Consider the following 26,055-nt stretch of genomic DNA (forward strand, 5'->3'; position numbering starts at 1 on the left):
GTTTTCGCAATGTGAAAATTTACTTTTGCTTGTTTAAAACAAAGAATCTCATTGTTTTTAAAGATAAAAATTTGTTTTATTTTTTTAAAGTAAACAATCTTTGCTGTCGCTTTTCAAAGCGACGTACACCCCCGGCGAAAGCCGGAGAACCAAAGAAAAGCCGGGGAACCAAAGAAAAGCCCCAGAGGCAGCACCCTGCCTCATAAAGGACCCTATCACTCGTTCCCACTCGCTCTTCTCAGAAAGAGAGTTCCGCTCCTTGCGAGGAGCGGCAAAGGGCGCCGCCCTTTGATCCCGCCGCTTTTTAGAAAAGCGGAAAAACATGTTTGGGCCATTACCTATAAGGTAAAAAATGATCCTCGCCGTAGGCGCGAGCCGACCGCAGGTCCCACCTTTTAGAAAGGTGGGGAAACAGGTTTTAATCATTACCTGTCAGGTAAAAAATGATCCTCGCCGCAGGCGCGTGCCGACCGCAGGTCCCACCTTTCAGAAAAGTGGGAAAACACAGTTTATTCGTAAGCACAAACTGTTTGTAAACTCAACCTGCAAAATCATACGAATACCCAGGTTCCACCTGATACAATTCCTCATAAAGCTTCGCGGCACGGCTGCGGTAATAATCCATCACGCGGCTGGACGCGTCCACCTGCGCCATGGTGCCGCCAACGGCGGCGGCCTCCTCCTCGATCTCTTGAAGCGCTGCTTCCGTGCCGTCGCTCCATGCCTTCTGCTCCGCTTTCAGCGTCTCGCGGCGGTCAGCGGAGACCTTCTCCAGCAGCTTTTCATAGGCAGAGGACACCTCTTTTTTCCAGATTTCCGCGTATTTGTCGGAAACCTCCACCATGTCGCGGTTGGAAATCGCGTTGTTGTTGTCCTTGATATAGGCCTTGTCAATGGGATTATTGGCAAATTTCGTATCAAAATCCTTATTCTCCGTCTCCACCGGCAAAACCTGGCCCGGACTGCTTTCCGCCGGCTGGGAGGCGGGGGGAGTGGAGGAAACCGGCGCTCCCTCAGAGGATTCCCCTTCAACCGTTCCCTCGACACTGCTCGAGGGCGCGTCGCTGGAGGAAACCGGCAGCGCGGAGCTGTCCGGCGCCGGTTCCGGTTTCTGCTGATTGGTACAGCCCGCAAACAGGGACGCAGCGATACAAACCGCCAATAAAGAAACAAATAGACGTTTTTTCATACGCAAGCCCCCTTTATTCTTCTACAGGCGCGTCGGAAACGGCGGCTTCCTGTTCCATCTCTTCGGGCGTCAGCGCGCCGTCGGTGGCGTCGCCATCGTCTTCTGGAAGCTCATCCGCCTCGTCTTCGTCCTCCTCATGCGCGGTGCGGGCCAGCGTCACAACACGGCTGCTCTCGGTCAACCGCATGACGCGCACACCCTTGCTGGGCCTTGCGCATTCGCGGATCGAATTGGCGCGGATGCGGATAATCACGCCGTCGCTTGCAATCAGGATGATGTCGTCATCCAGGTCGACCACCTTGATGGCGGCGACATCCCCGTATTTTTCCACATGATAGTTGGTCAGTCCCTTGCCTCCGCGCGACTGGATGCGGTAATCGTCGATGGAAGACAGGCGGCCATAACCGGTCTCACTGACAGTCAGCACCAGCCCGCCCTCGCGCAGGATACTCATGCCGACGACGCAGTCGCCCTCCCGGAGCGTCAGCGCCTTCACGCCGCGCGCGGTGCGGCCCATGGCGCGCACATCCGTCTCACGGAAGCGGATTGCCATGCCCTTCTTTGTCGCGACCATCAGCTCGTCGCTGCCGTTGGTCAGGCGCACCCAGCAGAGCTCGTCGCCCTCGTCCAGATCGATGCCGATCACGCCGCCCTTGCGGGTGGTGTTGTACGCGGCAAGCGGCGTGCGCTTGATGATGCCGTTGCGCGTGACCATAACCAGATAGCTGTCCGCGTCGAACTGCGGCACGCGGATCATCGACGTGACGCGCTCGTCCGGCGAGATGGGCAGCAGGTTTGCGATGTTCATGCCCTTGCTGGTGCGGGAGCCCTCTGGCACCTCGTAGCACTTCAGGCGATAGACGCGGCCCAGGTCGCTGAAGAACATGACATAGTCGTGGCTGTTGATGACGAACATCTCCGTCGCCACATCCTCCTCCCGGCGGGTCATGCCGGACACACCGCGCCCGCCGCGCCGCTGGGTGCGGTACGTGTCGGTCTTCTGGCGCTTGACGTAGCCGAAGTTCGTCAGCGTGAGAACGCACTCCTCCTCGGGAATCAGGTCTTCTATATCGACCTCGCCGCTGATGGCGGCGATTTCCGTACGGCGCTCGTCGTTGAACTTCTTTTTGACCTCCAGCGCTTCATCCTTGACGATTGCCAGCAGGCGGTCGCCGTTGCTCAAAATATCCTTCAAGTCCGCGATCTTTGCCAGCAGGGCGGTCAGCTCGTCCTCCAGCTTCTGGCGGTCCAAACCGGTCAGAGCGCCCAGCTGCATCTGTACGATGGCCTGCGTCTGTATGTCGTCCAGGCCGAAGCGCTCGGTCAGCCGCTGTCTGGCGTTGGAGCGGTCCTTGGACGACCGGATGATATTGATTACCTCGTCGATATTATCGACGGCAATTTTCAAGCCCTCCAGGATATGCGCGCGGTCCTCCGCCTTTTTCAGCTCAAACTGGGTGCGGCGGGTCACAACGCTCACCTGGAAGGTGATGTATTCGTCCAGAATCTGCTTGAGCGTCAGCGTCTTCGGCTCGCCGTTGACGATCGCCAGCATGATCACGCCGAACGTCGTCTGCATCTGCGTGAACGAATACAGCTTATTCAATACGATCTGCGGGGACGCGTCGCGCTTGACAGTGATCACGATGCGCATGCCCTCGCGGTCGGAATGGTCTTCGATGTTGGAGATGCCGTCGAGGCGCTTCTCCTTGATCAGCGTGGCGATATTTTCAATCAGCCGCGCCTTGTTGACCTGGTACGGCAGTTCGGTCACAATGATGTGATAGCGGCCGTTCTTTTCCTCTTCAATTTCCGCGCGGGCGCGCACGGTGATGCGGCCGCGGCCCGTCGGCCCGTCGCGTAGGCGGCGCGGATCCCCGCACGGCCCATGATGATCGCGCCGGTGGGGAAGTCCGGACCCTTGATATGCTGCATCAGGTCGTCCAGAGTCGCGTCGGGGTTGTCGATCAGACAGCACATGCCGTCGATGACTTCGCCCATGTTGTGCGGCGGGATATTCGTCGCCATGCCGACCGCGATCCCTGTGGAACCGTTGACCAGCAGGTTCGGGAAATGGCTGGGCAGGACGGCGGGCTCCTTCAGACGGTCGTCGTAGTTCGGCATGAAATCGACGGTATCCTTGTCGATATCCTGTAACATCTCCACGGCAATGTGACTCATGCGGCTCTCCGTATAACGATAGGCCGCAGGGGGGTCACCGTCGATGGAACCGAAGTTTCCATGCCCGTCCACCAGCATATAGCGCATGGAGAAATCCTGCGCCAGACGGACCAATGCGTCATATACGGACGCGTCGCCGTGCGGGTGGTAACGTCCCAGAACGGAACCGACGGTATCCGCGCATTTGCGGTACGCCTTGTCCGGGGATAAGTTGTTCTCATACATCGTATAGAGGATTCTTCTGTGTACCGGCTTCAGACCGTCGCGCACGTCCGGCAGGGCGCGGGACACGATGACGGACATGGAGTAGTCCAGAAAAGATTTTTTCATTTCCTTTTCCAGGTCCACGTTGATAATCCGGTTATTTTCCTGCATTTCTTCCATTTAGAAACCAACCCTTTCCTGCGGGGAACAACCCTCCGCTTTGATGGATGCTTTTATCGTACGAATTTTTCCTGTAAGCTTTCCTGTAGCAACCGGTGCAGCGTCTCGCAGTCTTCACCGGACAACGCGCGTTTGGGAATATACCGGGACTCCCACGGCCCCAAACGCAGTAAAAAGAGGTTTTTGTCCTCATACGCGCCATACAGCAGCGCATAGGGGAGCGCGGCCTCATACCGGTCCGACCGGATTTCCGCACGGTCCTCATAGAACAGCAGCGTTTGCGCGGTCATTCGTTCCTGCGCGCGGTCGAAAAACGACTGCGCCCTGCTTCGCACAAACAACGGCTGGATTGCATCGTGATAAAACCCCACGGCAAGCCCCGCCAGCACCAGCAGGGAACACAACAGGGTATTGTAGGGGTCTCCCAACCCGAAAAACAGGCAAAGGACGAATCCGGTAACAACCATCAGGAACCCGACGGCGCGCAGCGCAAGCCGCTCTTTGGGACTTGCCGCCGCTTCGACCGCGGCAAGCTGATAATCTGCGTAATCCTGCTTTGTCGGCAGAAAGCTGACGGTCAATTGTGCATGTTCCTCCAACCGAATCCCTCCTTTACCGTTTTGATGTGACGCGGCGATACTTGGACGCGAAGGTATTCTGCATATGCGCGGACACGGCCTCGCGCCGCTCCTCCGGAATATTTTTCTTTGCCAGAATCAGCAGATTGCGGTCCCATCCGCCCGCACAGACAATATACTCCCGGTTTTCATAACAGGCGCAATAGTCGGTCCAATAAGCGCGGAGCTGTTCGACCTGCGATTCCGCCGCAACGCTGTCGCGGTAAACGGAGATGGTCACCGACTCCGCCAACACATGGGTTTCACGAAAGACGGCGGCTTCATGCGCTTTTTTGCGTTTCGGCTGTGTAAAGAAAAAATACGCCGCCAACAGAAGCGCCAGCCCCGCAAAAACAAAAGGAATCCACGCGGTGGCATACTGGTTCAGATACGCGGGGACGGAAGACAGCGCCAGCGCCGCCGCCGTCAGACAGATCGCCGCACGGACGCCTTTTCGATTGATGACCGCGCGCATGGAATCGGCAAAGAGCGCCGCCTGCGCATATTCTTCTTCTGTCAGAGTTTGCTGAACAACGGCGATCGGTTCGCCTTCGTAGAAGGTTGGCAAAATGGCAGGACTCCTTTCCCTTTTGTAAAAAGTGGACCTCCGGTCGGGACGGTCCGGACGTGTAACGTCTTTCGCGCCTCCGGCGGTTTTCCCAGCAAGTCTTTATAAAAAGATGATCTTTTATATCCCACTATACGGGGTATCCACACCTGAGATGGAATCGCAGTGGCGGGACGGACGGGACAAGCTCCCGGGGTGTGTTTTACCTTACAGGTTATTTTTAAAATGTGTTTTTCCGCTTTTCTAAAAAGCGGCGGGATCAAAGGGCAGCGCCCTTTGTCGTTCTCCGCAGAGAACGAAATTCTTGTTTCTGAGAAGAGCGAGTGGAAACGAGTGATATTGTTGTTTATGAGGCATGGTGCTGCCTCTGGGGCTTTTCTTTTTAGCCCCGGCTTTCGCCGGGGCTGTACGTCGCTTTGAAAAGCGACAGCAAAAACTTTTTATTTTTAAAAGTAAAACAATTTTTATTTAGTAATTTTTAGAAAACTTGATTGCAGATGCAATCTTTAAATCTTATTTGCTTTTGCAAAAGCGGGAGAAAACCGCTGGTTTGCCCTCATGTCGGGCGGGCACTTCCTTTCCGTCTTGTCGAAAAGGAAGCAAAGACCGCGAAAGGGGGGCGCGAGAGTGGGCTCCGGATGACTTCGACTCACGCCCCCCTTACAACCCCCGGTATCCCCATTGGGACGCTTTGCCCAGGGAGGGCGGCGTGCTCTTCATTGCCGTCGGCACTGGAGTTTTCTCCGCTTTATTGGGATGCTTTGCCAAGGGTCGGCTGGGTTGTTATTCTTTGACAGCAGGCTTCTATTGGGTAGAACCTATATGTTTTTATATTATTGGGCTTTATGAGAAAACCGCCGCAGATGCGAATGACCTTGTTATATCCCGCGCTGTGCGGAGGGGGTTTTTATTTACTCTTTACTCCGGGATGTTCCCGCCTGAATAATCGCTTCGATTTCCGGCAGGATATCGGGTTCCACACAGCGCATGGGGAGGATCACCATATCGTCGCCCTTAAAATAGACAACGAGATTTTGCTGGATTACCGCGCTGCGGCAGGAGCCGTCCAGCGGGATTTTCCATTTGCGTTCGCCGCGGCCCATTACAATTTCGTCGGGGTAGACCTCCATGCAAACCTCTTTGTCATCGGCATTGCGTTTGGCATCCTGTTTGATGCGGATTCCCGGCAGGAAAATCATGATAAAGATAAACGCCGCGCAGACCGTGGCAAAAAACAGGTTATCCGGCTGGCGGTACAGGAAGAAGGATACCAGAAAAAACAGCAGCAGGGCAGAAAAGATGCAAAGTTCGACCGCTGTGCGGCGCTTCCGCTTTTGGTCGTATTGCGTCTCCTTCATGCAGGCGTAAATTTCTTCCTCGCGGAGTATGTACGAAAATTTAAAGCCGGTCACCGTGTCTTTATATTCCTGGTCGGCGCCATCCGCCACCAGCTCGGCTTCGCTTCCGTCCCACTCCACAGGTTCTTCCTGTTCTTCTTCCGGCTCCGCGGGGTACCCTTCGGACGCGGGGGACGGGTCCCCCTGCCGTTCCGGAGGCTGCCCGGCCTCCTCGTTTTCCTTTTCAAATGGTTTCATTTGGCTGTTTCGCTCCTTCAATCTTGTAAAAGGTATTTCCACAATCGTTATACGTCGAGATTCTGCACATATTTGGCGTTCTTTTCAATGAACGCGCGGCGCGGCTCGACCTTATCGCCCATCAGGACGGTGAACGCCTCGTCCGCGGCGGCGGCGTCCTCCACCTCCACGCGTAGCATCGTACGGGTCTCCGGGTTCATAGTTGTCTCCCAAAGCTGCTCGGAGTCCATTTCACCAAGACCTTTGTAGCGCTGGATCTCATAGCCGCTGACCATTTCGGCCATCAGCTGGTCGCGCTCCCGGTCGGAGAACGCGTAGAAATGCTTTTTCCCCTTGCTGACGCGGAAGAGCGGCGGCTGCGCCAGATAGATATGCCCTTCCTCAACCAGAGGCTTCATAAAGCGGAAGAAGAACGTCAGCAACAGCGTGCGGATATGGGAGCCGTCGACGTCGGCATCCGCCATGATGATGATTTTGCCATAGCGCAGCTTGGACAGATCGAATTCGTCTCCAATGCCGCAGCCCAGCGCCGTCACAACCGGCATCAGCTTTTCATTGCCGTACACTTTGTCCAGACGCGCCTTTTCCACGTTGAGCATCTTGCCCCAAAGCGGCAGGATCGCCTGATATTTACGATCGCGTCCGCCCTTGGCAGACCCTCCTGCGGAATCACCCTCGACGATGTAGATTTCTGTTTCGTCCGGGTTGCGGCTCTGGCAGTCCGCCAGTTTGCCGGGCAGGGAAGCCGTTTCCAACTCGGATTTCCGGCGCACCAGTTCGCGGGCTTTGCGGGCCGCTTCTCTTGCGCGGGACGCCGCCAGCGCCTTATCAAAGATCGCGCGCGCCGTCGCCGGATTTTCCTCCAGATACGTCGCCAGTTTGTCGCCCATCAGCTGGCTGACCATGGTGCCGATCTCCGTATTGCCCAATCGTGCCTTGGTCTGGCCTTCAAACTGGGCTTCCTTCATCTTGACGCTGATGATCGCCGTCAATCCCTCGCGGACGTCGTCGCCGGAAAGGTTTTTGTCGTTTTCCTTGATGATGTTGTATTTGCGCGCATATTCGTTCATCACACGGGTCAGCGAGCGCTTGAAGCCGTCCTCATGCGTGCCGCCGTCGGTCGTGTGGATGTTGTTTGCAAAGCTCAAAAGCAGCTCGTTATAGGAGTCGTTGTACTGCATCGCGACTTCCGCTGTCGCGCTGTCGTCCGGCGCCACACAGGAGAAATGAATGACGTCCTCGTGGATCGGTTCCTTCTCCTTGTTGATGAACTCCACAAAGCTGGAGATGCCGCCGGCATACCGGAAGTCGTCGATCACCAGACGCTCCGGGTCGCGCTCGTCGCTCAGCTCGATGCGCACGCCCGCATTCAGGAACGCCTGCTCGCGCAGACGCTTCTGCAGCGTCTCATATTCATATACCGTGCTTTCTTTAAATATTTCCGAATCCGCCTGAAACGTGACGTGCGTGCCGGTGCGGCCCGGGTCGCAGTCCCCGATGACATGCAAATCCTCCACGGACTTGCCGCGTTCAAACCGCTGGTGATAGATTTTCCCTTCATGGAATACCTCAACCTCCAGCCATTCGGACAGCGCGTTGACAACAGACGCGCCCACGCCGTGCAGGCCGCCCGCCACTTTGTATCCGCCGCCGCCGAACTTGCCGCCGGCGTGCAGGATGGTAAAGACCACCGTCACCGCCGGAAGGCCCGTCTTCTGCTGGATGCCAACCGGGATGCCGCGGCCGTTGTCCGTCACACGGATGACATTGCCGGGCAGAATCTTCACTTCGATTTTATCGCAGTAGCCCGCGAGCGCCTCGTCAATGGCGTTATCCACGATCTCATACACCAGATGGTGCAGGCCGCGCGGCCCCGTGGAACCGATATACATGCCGGGACGCTTCCGGACGGCCTCCAGGCCTTCCAAAACCTGTATTTGGTTTTCATCATACGCCTGGGTCGTTTGGGTCATTTCATTTATTTCCATGTTTGTGATCTCTCCCACTCAAATGTTACTCCATTCATCGGCGGAAACAGGTGGTTTTCGCCGTCCTTCCATTCGCTAAAGCGGTCTCCGGGTTCCGCCGTTCCGCGGCGGCGGGGTCCTTCGCACCGGCGCGTTTTGCCGCGGCGCCTGTTTCCGTATGGGCGCGCGCTCCGGATTCGCCGGATGCCGCCGGAGTTCCGACGGTTGCCTCTTTGGCACCGGAGGCCGCAGCTGCACAAAGAACGGACTGGCCAGAAAGAAAAGCAAAAACGGCAGCACGATCCAGAGCAGCGCGAGAAAATCAAATTCCCGCACAAACGCCACCAGTACCAGAAACAACACCGCGCTGACGCCCGCCGCGACGATTGCCAGAATATACAGCAGCCGGTTCAGCACCACGTTGGAACAGGTCCCGCACCTGCCGCAGCGAAACTCTCCATGCGTTTTTACCGCCCACGCGCGGAACCAATTCAATCTTCTGCCGCAGCACGGGCATTTCGGCAACCCGAATTTCACCATCATTTCCTTCTCCCTTTACACGTTTGCGATCTCGTCCATGTAGCCGGTGCGCTTGAGCAGCGTCGCCGAAGAGATCTGCGAAATATAAACGGTTTCTTTCCCATGTTTGTCACAGCACAGCACAAAGGATTTCGGCAGTTCCATGCTCACATTGAACACCTTGCCGCTCTTTTGCACGTCCGCCAGATAGTTGCGCGTCGTTTTAGAAATGGTGGACGTCTCCATATTGAAGATGCCGACGATCTCGTCAACCCGGACCACTGTGTCCTGTCCCAGGTGTAGATACATAAATTTCCCCTTTCCGCACTTCAAACCGCGCGCCCGCTTCCAGTCGGGCGATGGTCTCCGGCTCACAACAGGTGATGAATACCTGCCTGCCATCCAGCCGGTTCAACAGGTAATTCTGCCGCCCGGCGTCCAGCTCGCTCATCACATCGTCCAACAGCACAACGGGCGGTTCCCCGCCCAGTTTTTCCAGTGTGCCGGCTTCCGCCAGCTTCAACGCCAGCACCAGCGACCGCTGCTGCCCCTGCGACCCGAAGGACCGGGCGGAAACGCCGTTGAGCGTCACGTCCAGATCGTCCCTATGCGGACCGACGGTGGTATGCCCGTACTGGATTTCTTCCCGGCGGGCGGCGCGCAGCGCCTCACTGAGATTTTCGGCGCTTTTGCGGTACTGTATACCAAATCTTTCCTGATTTTCAGAAATGCCCGCGTAAATCTCCGCCGCGGACGGTTCAATCTTTTCTATGTACGACGCACGCTCCTTTGTAACGGCCTCCCCATACCGCGCCAGCCGGTCGTCCCAGATTTCCAGGGTATCCAGCAGCTCGGCATGGCGGGGAATGTCCTTTAAAAGCGCGTTTCGCTGATTCAGCGTGTGGTTATAATGCGAAAGCAGGGATGCGTACGCGGGCTTGATTTGGCACATCGCCGCGTCGATAAACGCGCGCCGCAGCGCCGGGCCACCCTTGATCAGAGACAGATGTTCCGGGGAAAACAGCACCGCGCGGAAGGTTCCCACCAGCTGTGCGGGCGACTTTTTCGGCACGCCGTTCAGCACGGCGCTCCTCTTCCCGTTCACAACGGCAAGTTCCGCTTCCTGTTCGCGCCCTTCACTGTAAAACCGGAGGGACAACGACGCCTTTTCCTGTTCAAAACCAACCAGTTCCGCGTCTTTTGCGCCGCGGAAGGACCGGCCACCGGTAAACAGCCACATCGCCTCCAGCAGGTTTGTTTTTCCCTGCGCGTTTTTCCCGTAGATCACATTCATCCCATCACAGGGTTCCATCGACCCTGTACACAGGTTGCGAAACCCGTCAAACGCCAGACTGCATATCTTCAGAACCACACACCTCGTAACATACATCGTTATAGACGGCGCGGTCACCCGGCCGCATCTTTTTGCCGCGCATTTCGCACGGCTCGCCGTTGACCAGCACATCCCCGGCCTGGATCACCCATTTGGCGCGGCCGCCGGTATCCACGGCGCCGCCGAGTTTCAATAACGCATCCAGACGAATGAATTCGGTATCGATTTGGATTTTTTCTGTCTTCATTGTTGTTTGACCTGCGGTCAGCACGGCCCGCCCTTTTATGTTACCTGAATCGCACCCGCGCTGTGGCGGGACGGACGGGACAAGCTCCCGGAGCTTTTCCTTTATAGATTTTTTAACCTCACAGGTTATTGTTCAAATGTGTTTTTCCACTTTTCTAAAAAGTGGCGGGATCAAAGGGCAGAGGACGTGCAACGTCGTTCGCGCCTCCGGCGATGGTCGTTTAAAACTTCGAGCGAGGCTTTAGCCTCAAGCGAGCGTCCTGACCGGAGGTCCTCTTCCTGAGAAGAGCGAGTGGGAACGAGTGATAGAGTTTTTTACGAGGCACTAAGCTGCCTCTGGGGCTTCTTTGGTTCCCCGGCTTTCGCCGGGGGTTACGTCGCTTTGAAAAGCGACAGCAAAGATTGTTTACTTTAAAAAAGTAAAACAAATTTTTATCTTTCAAAAACAATGGGATTCTTTGTTTTAAACAAGCAAAAGTAAATTTTCACATTGCAAAAACAACGGGGTTCTTCGCTATAAGAAAATAAAAGAAGATTTGTTGTACAAGCAACATTTCTTTTAAAAGTTTTACTTTTAAAGCTTTTATTCCATAACGAAATTACAGTGAATGTTGTTGCGTAGGCAACCTTGTATTAAAAAGAAGAATTAGAAACACTTTACATGAAACAGGCAAATTAATTGCATGTGCAATCTTATATCTTTTTGCGCTTTTACAAAAGCAGGAGAAAACCGCCGGTTGCCCTTATGCCGGGCGGCACCTCCGGTGGGGACGCTCGCTTGAGGCTAAAGCCTCGCTCGATGCTCCAAACGACCGTCGCCGTAGGCGTGTTAGACACTGCGTGTCCGGTCTTGCCACGAAAGTTGGACAAAGGCACGCGTAGGGGGGCGCGAGAGCTGGGCTCCGGATAAGTTCGACTCACGCCCCCCTACACCCCCGGTATCCTCATATGCCTAAGTCGCTCAGGAAAGGCCGTGTGCGTTTCATTGCCGGCGGAGCTTGGGCTTTCTGTTTTTGTTTTGGCATTACTGTGGTTGTCGGTCAGGTTTGCTTTTTATGGGTTTTATGCAAATTATCAGCTGGGCTTTATCATTTTACATGAGGACGTTGTTGGGGGGAACCTCTGCGTTTTTTTATAGCATTCAACCTTATGGGAAAACCACCGTAGGTGCGGAAGACCTTGCACGTCCTGTCGCGGGCATCTGTGGACCTGTGCTTGAATTAGCGTCCGCCCCTGCCGTCCCGACCGGAGGTCAGCCGACTTCGCTTTTGAGACGGACGGGGAGAACAAGGAACAGGAAGGAATTCCCCTCGCGGGGCAGGACTTTCATCGGGCTGAGTGGACCATTCAGCTGGACGCGGACTTCGTCGCCGTCGGCATTGCGCAGGGCGTCAAGCAAATACCGGTTATTAAAGCCGATCTCCACATTTGGTCCGGTGATTTCCGCTTCCAACTGATCGTTGGCGCGTCCCATCGCGGTGGAACAGGAAATCTTGATTTCATGATCCTGAAACACACAGCGCACCGGGCTTTTCAACCGGTCCGTGATCAGCAGGGAGACGCGTTCCACACTGTCCATCAGGCCGCGCGTTTTTACCAGCACCTCTGTGCCGCTTGCCGTCGGAATCGCGGCTTTATAATCCAAAAACTCGCCTTCCAGCAACCTCGATATTACAGTATAACATCCAATCTTGAACAGAATATGGCGACGGCCCACCAAAATTGAAAGTGTTTCTTCATCGCTGTCGCTCAACAGCTTATTTACTTCGCTCAATGTCTTACCCGGTACCACAAAGCTAGTCGGCTCGGCACACTGTACCGGTTCCTCGCGGATCGCCAGCCGGTATCCATCCACAGAAACCAGCCGCAGCGCTGTTCCATCCAATTCAAACAATGTTCCGGTGTGAATTGGTTTTGCGTCCGTATCCGCAACGGCAAATATGGTCTGCCGGATCATGCTTTTCAACAGGTTGTGCGGCAGATCAATGCTCGTTTCACTGGTAATGGACGGAATTTCCGGATACTCCTCCGCCGGAATGCCGACGATAGAGAATTCGCTCGGCCCACAGGTGATTGCCGTGATGTGCTTTTCGTCGGAGGCGATGCAGACCTGCTCCGCGGGCAGACGGCGCACAATATCGCCGAACAAACGTGCGCTTAAAATCAAACTGCCCGGCTGTTCAACGGCCGCTTCAATGACCGTCGTCATACCCAGTTCTAGGTCATATCCGCATAAAGTGACGCTGTTTCCTTCCGCGCGAAGCAGGATGCCTTCCAGCGCGGGGATGGACGATTTTGTAGAGACCGCGCGCTGTACGTTGGAGACGGCCTCCGTCAATTGTTGTTTGTTACAGATAATTTTCATGATTTCACCCTTTTTTCTTCGCGCGGACGGGATTTGCCTGCCGATATGGTTATACAAATAGTAGATATACCACGCGTATAACCGTCAGCTGCATAAATATGCAGAAGGGAGAAGTTCCGTTCTGTTCAGCAAATTGCGGTCCGCTTTTTGTTTTCCACATGGTTTGCTGGGTATCCACGATGTCTGTTGGTTTATTTTAATATAGCATTGCTATGGAATAGCTATTGATTTAGTTTTAGCAGTAGGGAGGCCGGAAATGTTGATAACTGGACAAACTCCAGGCAGGGTGCGGAAATTCGACCCTGAATTTTCCAAATCGCAATGTGGACGGATTGTGAAAGGATTTTGGCGTTTCACCGAAAATCAACAGAGTGTTGAAAACTCTGTGGGGAAAGTTGAAAACCGGTGAAAAGATTTTTGTGTACAAAAAGACGTGCTTCCATGGGTGTCAAATAAAAAGATACATGAAAGTAGACGGTTTTACTATTTATAAAAAGTTGTTTTTGAAATTTGCAGGGGTTTGAAAAAATCCTGCAAGAGGATCATTTTTTACGTTCAAAAAGTAAAACAAAGTTTCTATATGATTGCGGAAGCAATGAGATTCTTTGCTTTTAGAACGCAAATAAACCTTTCTTGCACTAAGAAACATTTCCTTTATAGCGTCTATTTAAATTCATAACACGATTATAATAGAAATTGTTGCATAGACAATCTTGTGGTAAAAAGTAAAAATAAAAACATTTTACATCAAGCAAACAAATTGATTGCATATCCAATCTTTCTCTTGTGCGCTTTTGAAAAAGCGGGAGAAAACCGCTGGTTGCCCTCATGCCGGGCGGCACCTCCGGTGGGGGCGCTCGCTTGAGGCTAAAGCCTCGCTCGACGCTCCAAACGACCATCGCCGGAGACGTGTTAGACACTGTGTGTCCGGTCTTATTTCAAAAGAAAGTAAAGATATGGACGTGCAACGTCGTTCGCGGACCTCCGGTCGGGACACGGACTTCCAGTCGGGACGCGCCTCCGGCGAGGAACATTTTCACCTTGCAAATCATGCTTAAAATAGGTCTTTCTACGTTTCTAAAAGCGGCAGGAACCGTTTTTATCTTGCATACCATTCTTAAAATATATTTCTACATTTCCAAAAGCGGCGGGAAACAGTGGCCGCTTATCATTAGTTTGTCACTTGGTGCGTGCCAATTGTTTTTTGGGACGCGAGAGTTGGGCTCCGGATCACTTCGACGCGCGCCCTCCTACACCCCCGGTATCCTCATATACCTGAATCACTCAGGGAGGGCGGCATGCTCTTCATTGCCGGTGGAATTTTGGCTTTCTATATTTTACTTTGGCCTTACTGTTGTTGTCGGCTAAGATGTCACACGGGAGTTGGTTCTTTCCGTCGCGGGCATCCGTGGTATTTTGTTTTGCTCAACGTCCGCCCGCGCCGTGCATGCAGGCTCAGCCTGCTCAGCGGTCGCGGATGTTTTTGACGATGTCTTCGACGGTGGCTTTAATTTTAGGGTCGCGGGCCATGCTCTTCTCGACCTGCTGGATCGCATAGACCACAGTGGAATGATCGCGCCCGCCGAACTCCTCGCCGATGGCAGTCATCGGCATCTGGGTGATCTCGCGGACGATGTACATCGCCACCTGCCGCGCGTTGGAGATGTTTGCGGACCGCTTGCTGGACCGGATGTCCTCCGGTGTGGAACCAAACGTGCGCGCAACCTCTTCAATGATCTTCTCGACGGTCACCGGAACAGGCTGATCGTTGTTAATGATGTCGCTCACTGCCATCTGTGCGGTCGTCAGGCTCGGCGCGTCGCCGTTGAGCAGGTAATACGCCTTTAGCTTCTTGACGGTTCCCTCCAGCTGACGGATGTTGTTCTTCAGCCGGTTGGCGATGTATTCCACGACGGTGTTCGGCACGTCGATACCCAGCAGCTCCGCCTTGCGCTTGATGATTGCAATGCGCGTTTCAAAATCCGGCGGCTGAATGTCCGCCGTCAAACCCCACTCAAAACGGGTCAGCAAACGCTCTTCCAGCGTGGCAATGTCCTTCGGCGGCCGGTCGGATGTCAGGACGATCTGCTTTTTCGCCTCATATAAGGTATTGAAGGTATGAAAAAATTCCTCCTGCGTGGATTCCTTGCCCGCGATAAACTGAATATCGTCGACCAGGAACACGTCCGCCTTGCGGTACCGCTGGTGGAACTCCGCCGTGGTGCCGCGCCGGATCGCCTCGATCAGCTCGTTGGTGAACTCGTCGCCCTTGATATAAATGATGTTCATTTCCGGATGCGTCCGGGCAATCTCGTTGCAGATCGCGTACAACAGGTGCGTTTTACCCAACCCGGAATTTCCGTAGATGAATAGCGGGTTGTACAGCGTGGCGGGTTTGGTCGCCACCGCCATCGACGCCGCGTGCGCGAATTTGTTGGACGGGCCGACGATGTAGGTGTCAAAGGTATACTCGTAATCGTCGTTCTTGTCGGACGTGTCCTCCTGCTTTTCTGAGGAAGCCACCTCGTCCGGTACACAGATCTGCACCTGGATACCCGCGCCAAAAATTTCGGAAAACGCGTCGTTGAGCAACGTGGTATAGCACCGGTTCAGCGTCTGCCGGTGAAATTCATTGGGCGCCTGCAGAAGCGCCACACCCTTTGCAAAGTCCAGGTTGACCGGCTCAATGCGGCTGATCCATGTGGTGTAGGCGACTTCTGTGATATGGCTTTTGCAGTAATCGCATATCAGGCTCCATGCCTCGGTGAAAGATTCCATTTGTTGAACCTCCGTGTTGTATAATCGTCCCGGCCTGCTGGTGCAGGCCTGTAAAACCGCGCCGGACGGCGTCTCAGCGCCCCGCCTGATACGGGACCGCCCGGCGTTCCGCCGTTTTTTCACAGGGGTGCCATCAGACAGTATATATCTTATAGTATCACATTTTTGGTTCCATTACAACTTTTCCACGGGTTTTCCACAGAGATTTCCCACACGCTGTGGAATGTAAAAAAAATTTTTTCCGCGATTTTCCTTACACTTGTACATGATATTGTGGTATGATAAAAGCGTATCCCTAAAAGCTGGGGAATCCGCGGCGCTTCGCGGATTTTTGCGGCCTGAAAAATACAAAGAAAAGGTTGACAGGCCGCTGGTAAATCATATATAATGCTAAATTGCAAGGTTTGTACCCTGAAAGGAGGGTTTTTTCATGCTGAGAACGTATCAGCCTAAGAAGCTCCACAGAAAAAAGGAGCACGGCTTCCGCAAAAGAATGTCCACCAGCAATGGCCGTAAAGTCTTGGCCCGCCGCAGAGCAAAGGGCAGAGCGCGCCTGAGCTACTAAGACAAAAGGCCACCGGAGAGTGGCCTTTCTTTTTACAACCAATCAAACGGCAGGGGAACCGCCCCGCCGGCACGGCGCCCGCTTTAGAAGGTGAGGAACGGAATTGTTTATCGCGATCAAGGAGAACCGGGATTTCCGGCGCATATATACGAAAGGGAAATCGTATGTTTCCCCGATCGTTGTCACATACGTCCTGAAAAACCGCAGCCGCAATCTGCGCGCGGGAATCACCACGAGTAAAAAGACGGGCAATGCTGTCCTGCGCAACCGCTCCCGGCGGATCATGCGGGAAGCTTTCCGCCAGGCGTCCCCCCAGATAAAAGAGGGCTACGATTTTATCCTGGTGGCCAGGGGCCGCACGCCGTTTGTCAAAAGTACCGATATTTACCGCGTATTGATGCGGCAACTGAAGGACGCGGGTGTTTTGAAGTGAAACGCCTGCTTATTTTGCTTATCCGGTTTTATCAGCAGGCGATCTCCCCATACAAGAAGCCCTGCTGCAAGTATTATCCAACCTGTTCCAATTACGCCCTGGAGGCCGTGGAGCGCTTTGGCGCGTTTAAAGGCTTCTTTTTGGCGGCGTACCGTATCCTGCGATGCAATCCCTTCAGCCGCGGCGGGTATGACCCCGTCCCGGAACGGAAGAACAAGCGGAAGGCGAAGGAAGGCTGAACACAGCCCCGCGCGTTCCGGTCACTGGGAGCGTTAAAACCTGTTTTTATGAGCGCTTTCCATGCAGTCTAGATGAAAGTTCCGGATACAATAGAGAAAAACCGGGCGTCTTGGCCCGGATCACAGTCAGGAGCATTGGTTACATGACGAGTATTTTTAACTGGTTCGGCGGGATCCTCGGCTATCTGCTCTGGTTCTTTTACACCCTGATCCACAATTACGGGATCGCGATTCTTCTGTTCACTATTGTGACAAAGATCATCCTGTTCCCGTTCTCGATCAAGCAGCAGAAATCCATGGCGGCCAACAGCAAGATGGCGGCGAAACAAAAGGAAATTCAAAAGCGCTACGCAAACGACAAAATGAAAATGCAGGAAGAGATGCAGAAGCTGTACGACCAGGAGGGGGTCAGCCCCGCCAGCGGCTGCCTGCCGATGCTCCTTCCGTTCCCGATTATGATCGGTATTTATTACACGGTGCTGTATCCGCTGCAGAACGCGCTGCACATCGGCATCGACTCCATCAACAAGGCGACGACGCTGCTCTCCCAAATCCCGGGCGTTGGCACGACGTTTAATTCCATGTATGGCCAGATGGAGATCATCAAACACTTCGATCAGCTCCGCCCCCACCTCACCATGTTTACCGGCGATGAGCTGGACAGAATCGCTTCCTTGAGCTCAGGTTTCAATTTCCTTGGATTGAACCTGCTGGATACCCCGCAAAGCAGCGGATTTTTCTCCTTTATGTGGTTGATCCCCGTACTGTGCCTGGCGACGTCCCTGATTTCTCAGGTGGCCATGACAAAGATGCAGCCGGGTATGGATCAGCAGCAGGGCTGCATGAAGGCGACGCTTTACATCATGCCCCTTTTCAGCGCATGGATCGCATATACCCTGCCGGGTGCCGTCGGCTTCTATTGGATCATCCAGACGGTGGTCAGCTTTATTCAGACGCTGGTCCTGCGCAAGTTCTACAGCCCCGCGCTCATCGGCGCAAAGGCGGAGGCGCAGCGGATCGCGCTGCGTGAACAGGAGGAAGCCCGCATTCCGCGTTTGACCGTGCCGATGAAGCTTGCATCCGGTGCGCCGGCCAAACAGCAGGCAAACAAAAAAGAAAAGGCATTGCCCCAGCAGAGCCAGGGACAGAAACCCAAGGGAAAGAGCAAACAGAACAGCGACAATTATCGCGGAACCAAAAAATAAGGACGCCGCACGGCACGAAAACCATGCGGTGAAACGCCGGAAGGGGTTTTAACGTGATTAAAGAAGTAATCGGCACGGGCGCGACAGTGGAAGAAGCCTTTGAGGCCGCATGCAGGGAATTGGGCGTCGAGTCCCACGAAGCAGAGTTCGAGATTCTGGAAATGCCGGTCCGCAAGACATTCGGTCTGTTCGGCGGCAATCCTGCAAAAGTGCGCGCATTTATCAAGAGCAGCCCAGCAGACGCGGCAGCAGCGTATTTGAAAAAGATTTTGGAAAACATGGGCCTGACCTCCGTTGCATTTGACATTCAGGAGGAGGAGAGCGGCGCGATGATCTCCCTGACAGGGGACGACATCGGCTTTATCATCGGCCACCGCGGCGAAACGCTTGACGCGCTGCAATATCTGGCGGGCCTGGTCGCCAACCACATCGACAATACCTATTATCGGATTACATTGGATATCGGCAATTACCGTGAGAAACGCAAGGATACGCTGGAAGTGCTGGGCCGAAAGATGGCCGCAAAAGCTGTCAAGACCGGCCGCAACTGTTCCTTGGAGCCGATGAATCCGTACGAACGCCGCATCATTCATACCGCGGTACAGCAGGTGGAGGGTGCAAAGAGCTGGAGCGAGGGAGAGGACCTCAACCGCCATGTGGTCATTGGTCCCGAGGGCGGCGAGAAGCCGCTGCCGCGCAGGCCCTACAACAACACCCGCGGACCCCGCAAGCCCTTTGGGGACAAGCCGTATGGAGATAAGCCGCGCGGCGATTTCCATAAGAACGGCGGCTACAACAACCGCGGTCCGCGCCCGCAGCAGAGCGGCCCCAGACCGCCGCGCCCGAACAACAGCGCGCCGCAGGCACCGAAGCGCGAGACAAACGGCCCGCTCTATGGACGCATCGACGTCAAAAAAGAGGACAATTGACGGATAACTGAACAAAGAAACCGGCGCTGCCGGAAGGGGGACGGTTCGTGGGAATCGTCCCCTTTTTGTTGCGGAGAAACTGTGGATTTGAGCCGGTTGTGGATGGCCTTTCAGTTTTACAATCTGATCTTTGTTGTCTATATTCTTTTGCGTCGGGCTGTTTATGGACCTGTGAATTGAAATGACAGCTCCATCCGTTTTCAGCTCTTGGTTTTCAATGAGATCTGGTCGTGCCTGTGGGTTGAAAGGATTGGTTATCTTGCCTTTACGGGCGTTAATGAATCAGTGCCCGTGGGGCACGGTGGATTGTAACATAGCAAAACTTATAAATTTCGCTGCTTTTTGGGATTCAGGCTCCGTGCGAGCCTGTGAATTGTAACCCTAATTGACAACCTGCATATGCCCCGAATACAGCGATTCAGGCTCTATGCGAGCCTGTGGCTTGAAATCCGTAGGTCGTCTATCCCAGCTTGGCTTTCATTTTGTCAGTGCCCGCAGGAGCACTGTGAGATGAAATTACATTTCAGACGGCGTAAAAGTAATCATCGCGGAGTCGGCGTCCCTTTGGACGCCGTGGATTGTGACACAGTTAATTTGCCCTCACGGCAGCAAAGTTGATGTCAGCGTCGTTTGGACGCTGTGTATAAAGGAGAACAATATGGCAAAGACAATCGCGGCGATTTCCACGCCGCAGGCGGCGGGCGGCATTGGTGTTGTCCGTATTTCCGGCCCGGAAGCCCGTGCGGTTGCGGGGCGGGTGTTCCGTTCCGCGCATGGAAAAAACCTGGACGAGATAAAGGGTTATACCGCGCTCTATGGGCGCGTGTTCGACGAAGGGGGAGACATCGACGAAGCGATTGCCCTGAACTTCAGAGCGCCCGCGAGTTTTACCGGGGAAGATGTGGTGGAGCTTTCCTGTCATGGCGGCCTGTATGTGATGCGCCGTGTGCTCAAGGCGGTATTTGCCGCGGGCGCGTCCCCGGCGGGACCGGGGGAATTTACACGCAGGGCGTTCCTTAATGGGAAGATGGGCCTGACGGAGGCCGAATCCGTGATGCAGATCATCTCCGCGCAGGGGGTGGAGGCGGGAAAGGTTGCCTTGGCAGGACACGACGGCGCGCTGGAAAAGCGCATTCACGCCATCCGGGAGACGCTGCTCTCCGCCGCCGCGCATCTGGAAGCCTGGGCCGATTATCCGGACGACGATATTCCGCAGGTGGACGAAGCTGAATTGAAACAGACGCTGGCCCGGACAAAAAACGATCTGGAAAAGCTGCTTGCGCAGTTCGACGCGGGAAAAGCAATTCGCGAAGGCGTCAATACCGTGATCGCGGGCCGTCCGAATGTTGGAAAATCCACGTTGATGAACCTGCTCTCCGGCTGCGAACGCTCCATTGTGACGGAGTACGCCGGAACCACACGCGACATTGTAGAGGAAACCGTACTACTGGGCGGCGTGCCATTGCATCTGGCGGATACAGCGGGCATCCGGTCCACTTCCGACCCGGTGGAACAGATCGGCGTCGACCGCGCGAAAGAACGCGTCCAGACGGCCCAGCTCGTGCTGGCGGTGTTTGATTCCTCGCAAAAGCTCAATGAGGAGGATCTCGCCCTGATGGAGGCGGTCAAAGACGCGCCTGCCGTCGCGGTCATCAATAAAAGCGATCTGGAAAACCAGATTGATCTCCCGTATATTGAAAAAATCTTCCAGCAGGTAGTTTATATTTCCGCTCTCTCCGGTGAGGGGCTGGAAGCCTTAAAAGAGGCGGTTGCCTCCATCCTGAAGACAAATGAGCTGGACCCTTCCGGGGGAATTCTTTTTACAGAACGCCAGCGCGATGCGGCCCGGCGTGCGCTTGATTGTGTGTTGGAGGCTTCCGACGCACTGCATGCGGGAATGACCCTCGACGCCGTCACCGTCTCCGTGGAAGGCGCCATTTCCACACTCTTGGAGCTTACCGGCGAGCGCGCCACGGAGGCCGTCGTCGATCAGGTCTTCGCCCACTTCTGTGTGGGGAAATAATAGACTGTTTTATAAAAGGATGAAGAAGATTTTTCTGGTTAGTGCTGTCACCGCCGATAGCTTGTAGAAGGATGAAAAAACAAATTGGGCCCAAGTACCACCAGCTGTGAAAAGCGCAGTGCCCTGTTTGGGCAAAGAAACCCAATAGGGATACCAGGGTGGGCCTGCGGCCAGCACCAGCTCAGCCGGGACCTCCGGTCGGGACGGCGCGGGCGGAAACTTAGTGTAAGCACAAACCCACGGATGCCCGCGACGGATCGTGGAACGTCTTCCGCACCTACGGTGATTTTCCCATAAGGTTGAATGCTATAAAAAAACGCAGAGGTTCCACCCAACAACGTCCTCATGAAAAATGATAAAGCCCAGCTGATAATTTGCATAAAACCCATAAAAAGCAAACGCAACCAAAGCTCCACCGGCAATGAAAAGCACATTGCCCTCCCTGAGCAATTTAGGTATATGGGGATACCGGGGGTGTAGGGGGGCGTGAGTCGAAGTGATCCGGAGCCCAGCTCTCGCGCCCCAAAAAACCCAATTGACACGCATCAAGTGACAAACTAGCGGAAAGCAGCCACTGTTTACCGCCGTAGGCGCGAAAGACGTTGCACGTCCGTGCCTTTGTCCAACTTTCGTGGCAAGACCGAAAGTTGGTGCCGCCCGGCATGAGGGCAACCAGCGGTTTTCAGCTGCTTTTTCAAAAGCGTAAAAAGGCATATAATTGCACATGCAATTAATTGTTTCTTTCATGTAAAGCGGTTTGGTTTTGTTTTTTAACACAAGATTGTCTATGCAACAATTTCTATTATAATTGAGTTATGAAATAAGATATAAATTATAGAAGAAATGTTGCTTGTACAACAAATCTTCTTTTGTTTTCTTAAAGTGAAGGAACCCGTTGTTTTCGCAATGTGAAAATTGACTTTTGCTTGTTTAAAACAAAGAATCCCATTGTTTTAAAAGATAAAAATTTGTTTTACTTTTTAAAAGTAAAAAGTCTTTGCTGTCGCTTTTCAAAGCGACGTACATCCCCAGCAAAGCTGGGGAACAAAAGAAAAGCCCCAGAGGCAGCACCCTGCCTCATAAAGGACCCTATCACTCGTTCCCACTCGCTCTTCTCAGAAAGAGAGTTCCGCTCCTTGCGAGGAGCGGCAAAGGGCGCCGCCCTTTGATCCCGCCGCTTTTTAGAAAAGCGGAAAAACATGTTTGGGCCATTACCTATAAGGTAAAAAATGATCCTCGCCGTAGGCGCAAGCCGACCGCAGGTCCCACCTTTTAGAAAGGTGGGGAAACAAGTTTTAATCATTACCTGTCAGGTAAAAAATGATCCTCGCCGTAGGCGCGAGCCGACCGCAGGTCCCACCTTTTGGATAGGTGGGGAAACACATTTTAACCATTCCCTGCAAGGGAAAAAAGCCCTAGGAGCTTGTCCCGTCCGTCCCGCTACAGCGCGGGTACGATTTCGGAAACAGAAAAGGGCGGGCCGTCCCAACCGGAGGTTTAACACTCGATCATTTCATCCAATGAAGAAAAAGAAGCCTTTATGGAGAAATTTGTAATAAAAAGAAGGGGGAACCCCATTTTGACCTATCAAGCGGGAAATTACGACGTTGCCGTGATCGGCGCGGGCCACGCGGGAATTGAGGCGGCATTATCCTCCGCGCGGCTTGGCTGTAAGACGGTCGTCTTTACCATCAATTTGGATGCCGTGGGCAATTGTCCGTGCAATCCGTCCATCGGCGGGACGGCAAAAGGCCATCTTGTCCGTGAAATCGACGCGCTCGGCGGAGAGATGGGCCGGACAGCCGACGTGACGTTTATCCAGAGCCGGATGCTCAACCGCGGGAAAGGCCCGGCGGTGCATTCCCTGCGCGCGCAGATTGACCGCCGCGCCTATAGTGCCGTGATGAAACAGAAACTGGAATTACAGCAAAACTTGCAATTAAAGCAGGCGGAGGTGGTGGACCTGTCCCGCGACGGGGAAGAATGGCTCCTGACCACCCGCATGGGTGCGCAATACCGTGTCAAGGCGGTGATTATTGCGACCGGAACCTTTCTCGGCGGGCGCATCTATGTCGGGGAAGTCGCCTATGACAGCGGGCCGGACGGCATGTTCCCGGCGGCTTTTCTGGGAGAATCCCTGAAAAAGCTGGGTTTGCGCCTGCGCCGCTTTAAAACGGGAACCCCCGCACGCGTCTTGCGTTCCAGTATCGATTACACCGATCTGGAAGTGCAGGAGGGGGACGAGCCTGTGGTCCCCTTCTCCTACGATACCCTTCATCCCGGCAAAAACAAAGCAGTCTGCCACGTCTCCTGGACAAACGAGCGGACCAAAGAAATCATCTTGGAGAACATTCATCGTTCGCCGCTTTATGGCGGCAAAATCGAAGGCGTCGGCCCGCGCTATTGTCCCAGTCTGGAGGACAAAATTGTCCGGTTTGCGGATAAAAAGCGGCATCAGCTCTTTATCGAGCCGTGCGGCCTTGACACCGAAGAAATGTATTTGCAGGGAATGAGTTCTTCCCTGCCGGAGGAGGTTCAGCTCCAGTTTTACCGCTCCATCAAGGGACTGGAGCATGTGGAAATCATGCGCTGCGCCTACGCGATTGAATACGACTGCGTGGACCCGCTCCAGATGGATGCCACGCTGGAATTTATGGATCATCCCGGCCTCTACGGTGCCGGACAGTTTAACGGCAGCTCCGGTTATGAGGAGGCAGCCGCGCAGGGCCTGGTCGCGGGAATCAACGCCGCGCTGAAAGTGCAGGGAAAGGACCCGCTGATCCTCGACCGCGCCGGTTCCTACATCGGCACGCTGATCGACGACCTGATCACCAAAGGCGTGACGGACCCTTACCGCATGATGACTTCCCGTTCGGAATACCGGTTGGTTCTGCGGCAGGACAACGCCGACGAACGGCTTACGCCAACCGGCCGCGCTCTGGGTTTGATCGGGGAGGAACGCTGGGAGCGGTACTGTTTAAAGCAGGAACGCATTCAAAAGGAACGCGCCCGTGCGGGAAAGGTGGTTCTGCCGCCCTCCGAGGTGCTGAACGACATTCTTGTTTCACGTGGAACAGCACCGATTACAACCGGCGTCAAGCTGGCGGACCTGCTGCGCCGTCCGGAATTAAATTATGAAGTTTTGACGCCTGTGGATATTACGCGTCCGGAGTTGCCCGCGGATATTTTTGAAAACGTGGAAATTGAAATCAAATACGAAGGCTATATCAAACGCCAGAAGGCGGACATCGCGGAAATGCGGCGGTTGGAGGGCAAGAAGCTGCCGCGCCACGTGGATTACCGCACCATTGTCGGTTTGCGCACGGAAGCACAGGAAAAGCTGGAGAAGGTCAAGCCGGCAAACATTGGGCAGGCGTCGCGAATCAGCGGGGTCAGCCCGGCGGACGTGTCCGTGTTGCTGATCTGGCTGGCAAAAGGGGAGGCAATATGAGCGAGGATATAAGAAGTTACTTGCGGGAAATCGCCCAAAATGATCACATTGAAGTAACGGAAGAACAGGCCGGGCAGTTTCAAACCTATTTGGAGCTGCTGGTAGAATGGAATCAGAAGATGAACCTGACGGCGATTACAGAGCCGAAAGATGTGGCTGTCAAACATTTTTTGGACAGTATCCTGTTATTGCCCTATATCGATGCGTGCAAAGGGCCGGTTTCGCTGATCGACGTGGGAACGGGCGCGGGATTCCCCGGTGTTCCGCTGAAAATCATGCGCCCGTCGTTGAAACTGACGTTGCTGGACAGTCTGAATAAGCGGCTGACCTTTTTAAAAGAGGTCACGGATCGGCTGGGGCTGGATGCACAGATCATCCATGCGCGGGCGGAGGAAGGCGGGCGGCAAAAGCCTCTGCGCACACAGTTTGCCTTTGCCACGGCCCGCGCGGTTGCGCCGATGAACCTGCTGTGCGAATACTGCCTGCCGTTTTTAAAGATGGGCGGGACGTTTCTCGCGATGAAAGGGCCCGGCGCGGAGGAAGAGGTGCAGGCGGCGAAGCACGCCATCGGCGTACTGGGATGCGAGTTGGATGGGGTAGACGCCTTTGCACTGCCCGGCGGCGACGCGCGCAGTGTCGTTCGCATCACCCGTGTCAAGCCACTGGACCCGGCATATCCGCGCCATGGTTCAAAAATCGCAAAAAAGCCGCTTTGATTGCGTGGATTCTTTGAGAGCGGTAAGGTTTTCCACCAAAAATCGGACGATTGTGGAAAACTCACGCGAGTCAATAGAAAGGAAGAATGGTTTGAAGGCTTTACTCATCAATGCGAGTCCAAAAAAGAACGGCAATACGGCGCGTCTGGTCGGGTTGGTCGCGGACGCGTTCCGGCAAAAGGGGATTCAGGCGGAGACACTTTGCCTGGGGGAACAGTCGTATTCCTTTTGTAAGGGCTGCCGTGGCTGTTACAAGACGGCGGAATGCGTTCAGCGGGACGACATGCAGAAAATATTGGAACAAATGGCGGGCGCGGATGTCATTCTGATTGCTTCTCCGGACTACTGGGGAGACGTCACCGGCCATTTAAAGGTATTTATAGATCGTTGTACGCCGTACAGCAAGGCACATGAGCCGCACGCGGCGCTGCCGGGCGGAAAGCGCGGTATTTCCCTTGCCTTGAGCGCGGGGGAAGATCCGCGCGAATGCAAGGCGATCCTTATGAAGATCGACAATCTGTTCCGGACGCTGGGAATCAAACCCGCCGCAAGCTTTTACACCTGTGGAATTCTGACGGAACAGGATCTGGAACGCGACGAGGGAAAGCTGGCGGAAGCAGCTTTTTTCGCGTCGGAAATCGCTAAAGCGCTGGTTCCCTGATTGGTTTTCCACAGGAAACCCGCAAACGGTGGAAAACTCGCAAAATAAATGATTTTTCGCGTACAGATTGTTACAAAAAATCACGCCTCCC

Annotated in this window: 20 protein-coding genes and 1 pseudogene; 9 read left to right on the forward strand and 12 right to left on the reverse strand. The window is 54.4% G+C overall.

Features of this window, described 5'->3' with window-relative positions:
• Positions 1 to 538 precede the first annotated feature (538 nt).
• The 12 genes and pseudogenes from BN2106_RS02255 to dnaA form a co-directional block, all read right to left on the reverse strand.
• Positions 539 to 1,189, reverse strand: coding sequence for a lysozyme inhibitor LprI family protein (locus BN2106_RS02255; RefSeq protein ID WP_050696943.1), 651 nt, complete (start codon positions 1,187 to 1,189; stop codon positions 539 to 541).
• Between the two features lie 13 nt (positions 1,190 to 1,202).
• Positions 1,203 to 3,754, reverse strand: a pseudogene (gene gyrA / locus BN2106_RS02260) (DNA gyrase subunit A).
• 53 nt (positions 3,755 to 3,807) lie between these two features.
• The gene (locus BN2106_RS02265; protein WP_050696944.1) at positions 3,808 to 4,353 is read right to left on the reverse strand and encodes a YcxB family protein; all 546 of its coding nucleotides are present in this window, start codon (positions 4,351 to 4,353) and stop codon (positions 3,808 to 3,810) included.
• 13 nt (positions 4,354 to 4,366) lie between these two features.
• Positions 4,367 to 4,939, reverse strand: a complete 573-nt coding sequence (locus BN2106_RS02270) for a hypothetical protein (RefSeq protein WP_050696945.1) — start codon at positions 4,937 to 4,939, stop codon at positions 4,367 to 4,369.
• 911 nt (positions 4,940 to 5,850) lie between these two features.
• Positions 5,851 to 6,534 (reverse strand): hypothetical protein, encoded by a 684-nt coding sequence (locus tag BN2106_RS02275; RefSeq protein WP_050696946.1) that lies wholly within the window; start codon positions 6,532 to 6,534, stop codon positions 5,851 to 5,853.
• A 47-nt stretch (positions 6,535 to 6,581) separates the two neighbouring features.
• Positions 6,582 to 8,522 (reverse strand): DNA topoisomerase (ATP-hydrolyzing) subunit B, encoded by a 1,941-nt coding sequence (gene gyrB, locus BN2106_RS02280; protein ID WP_050696947.1) that lies wholly within the window; start codon positions 8,520 to 8,522, stop codon positions 6,582 to 6,584.
• A gap of 75 nt (positions 8,523 to 8,597) precedes the next feature.
• Entirely contained in the window at positions 8,598 to 9,044 is a 447-nt protein-coding gene (locus BN2106_RS02285) for a hypothetical protein (protein WP_154666394.1), read from the reverse strand.
• Between the two features lie 12 nt (positions 9,045 to 9,056).
• On the reverse strand, positions 9,057 to 9,329 hold the full coding sequence (gene remB, locus BN2106_RS02290) for an extracellular matrix regulator RemB (protein ID WP_050696949.1): 273 nt from the start codon (positions 9,327 to 9,329) through the stop codon (positions 9,057 to 9,059).
• Complete coding sequence (gene recF, locus BN2106_RS02295) at positions 9,289 to 10,410, reverse strand: DNA replication/repair protein RecF (protein WP_154666395.1); 1,122 nt, start codon at positions 10,408 to 10,410, stop codon at positions 9,289 to 9,291. Before recF ends, remB begins: the two co-directional genes overlap by 41 nt.
• On the reverse strand, positions 10,361 to 10,600 hold the full coding sequence (locus BN2106_RS02300) for an RNA-binding S4 domain-containing protein (RefSeq protein ID WP_050697009.1): 240 nt from the start codon (positions 10,598 to 10,600) through the stop codon (positions 10,361 to 10,363). Before BN2106_RS02300 ends, recF begins: the two co-directional genes overlap by 50 nt.
• A 1,251-nt stretch (positions 10,601 to 11,851) precedes the next feature.
• On the reverse strand, positions 11,852 to 12,964 hold the full coding sequence (gene dnaN / locus BN2106_RS02305) for a DNA polymerase III subunit beta (RefSeq protein WP_050696950.1): 1,113 nt from the start codon (positions 12,962 to 12,964) through the stop codon (positions 11,852 to 11,854).
• A 1,464-nt stretch (positions 12,965 to 14,428) separates the two neighbouring features.
• Positions 14,429 to 15,742: a chromosomal replication initiator protein DnaA gene (gene dnaA / locus BN2106_RS02315; RefSeq protein WP_050696952.1), complete on the reverse strand. Its 1,314-nt coding sequence runs from the start codon at positions 15,740 to 15,742 to the stop codon at positions 14,429 to 14,431.
• Positions 15,743 to 16,172: 430 nt separating this feature from the next.
• On the opposite strand from dnaA, the gene rpmH reads away from it, so the two are divergent.
• The 9 genes from rpmH (at position 16,173) to BN2106_RS02365 (ending at position 25,964) form a co-directional block, all read left to right on the forward strand.
• Positions 16,173 to 16,307 carry a 50S ribosomal protein L34 gene (rpmH, locus tag BN2106_RS02320; protein WP_038322395.1) on the forward strand — a complete coding sequence of 45 codons (135 nt, stop codon included), beginning with the start codon at positions 16,173 to 16,175 and terminating at the stop codon, positions 16,305 to 16,307.
• 103 nt (positions 16,308 to 16,410) lie between these two features.
• Positions 16,411 to 16,740, forward strand: a complete 330-nt coding sequence (gene rnpA / locus BN2106_RS02325) for a ribonuclease P protein component (RefSeq protein WP_050696953.1) — start codon at positions 16,411 to 16,413, stop codon at positions 16,738 to 16,740.
• On the forward strand, positions 16,737 to 16,979 hold the full coding sequence (gene yidD, locus BN2106_RS02330; protein ID WP_050696954.1) for a membrane protein insertion efficiency factor YidD: 243 nt from the start codon (positions 16,737 to 16,739) through the stop codon (positions 16,977 to 16,979). Before rnpA ends, yidD begins: the two co-directional genes overlap by 4 nt.
• Positions 16,980 to 17,122: 143 nt before the next feature.
• Entirely contained in the window at positions 17,123 to 18,184 is a 1,062-nt protein-coding gene (locus BN2106_RS02335) for a YidC/Oxa1 family membrane protein insertase (protein ID WP_050696955.1), read from the forward strand.
• 53 nt (positions 18,185 to 18,237) lie between these two features.
• A complete protein-coding gene (jag, locus tag BN2106_RS02340) occupies positions 18,238 to 19,113 on the forward strand; it encodes an RNA-binding cell elongation regulator Jag/EloR (protein WP_050696956.1) in 876 nt (291 codons plus the stop codon).
• A gap of 658 nt (positions 19,114 to 19,771) precedes the next feature.
• On the forward strand, positions 19,772 to 21,136 hold the full coding sequence (gene mnmE, locus BN2106_RS02345; protein WP_050696957.1) for a tRNA uridine-5-carboxymethylaminomethyl(34) synthesis GTPase MnmE: 1,365 nt from the start codon (positions 19,772 to 19,774) through the stop codon (positions 21,134 to 21,136).
• Positions 21,137 to 22,715: 1,579 nt separating this feature from the next.
• Positions 22,716 to 24,587, forward strand: a complete 1,872-nt coding sequence (gene mnmG / locus BN2106_RS02355; protein ID WP_050696959.1) for a tRNA uridine-5-carboxymethylaminomethyl(34) synthesis enzyme MnmG — start codon at positions 22,716 to 22,718, stop codon at positions 24,585 to 24,587.
• Positions 24,584 to 25,303, forward strand: a complete 720-nt coding sequence (rsmG, locus tag BN2106_RS02360; RefSeq protein WP_050696960.1) for a 16S rRNA (guanine(527)-N(7))-methyltransferase RsmG — start codon at positions 24,584 to 24,586, stop codon at positions 25,301 to 25,303. The genes mnmG and rsmG overlap by 4 nt, the downstream gene beginning before the upstream one ends.
• A gap of 91 nt (positions 25,304 to 25,394) precedes the next feature.
• Positions 25,395 to 25,964: a flavodoxin family protein gene (locus BN2106_RS02365; RefSeq protein WP_050696961.1), complete on the forward strand. Its 570-nt coding sequence runs from the start codon at positions 25,395 to 25,397 to the stop codon at positions 25,962 to 25,964.
• Positions 25,965 to 26,055: the final 91 nt, after the last annotated feature.

The organism is Anaeromassilibacillus senegalensis, from assembly GCF_001261775.1.
Lineage (GTDB): Bacteria > Bacillota > Clostridia > Oscillospirales > Acutalibacteraceae > Anaeromassilibacillus > Anaeromassilibacillus senegalensis.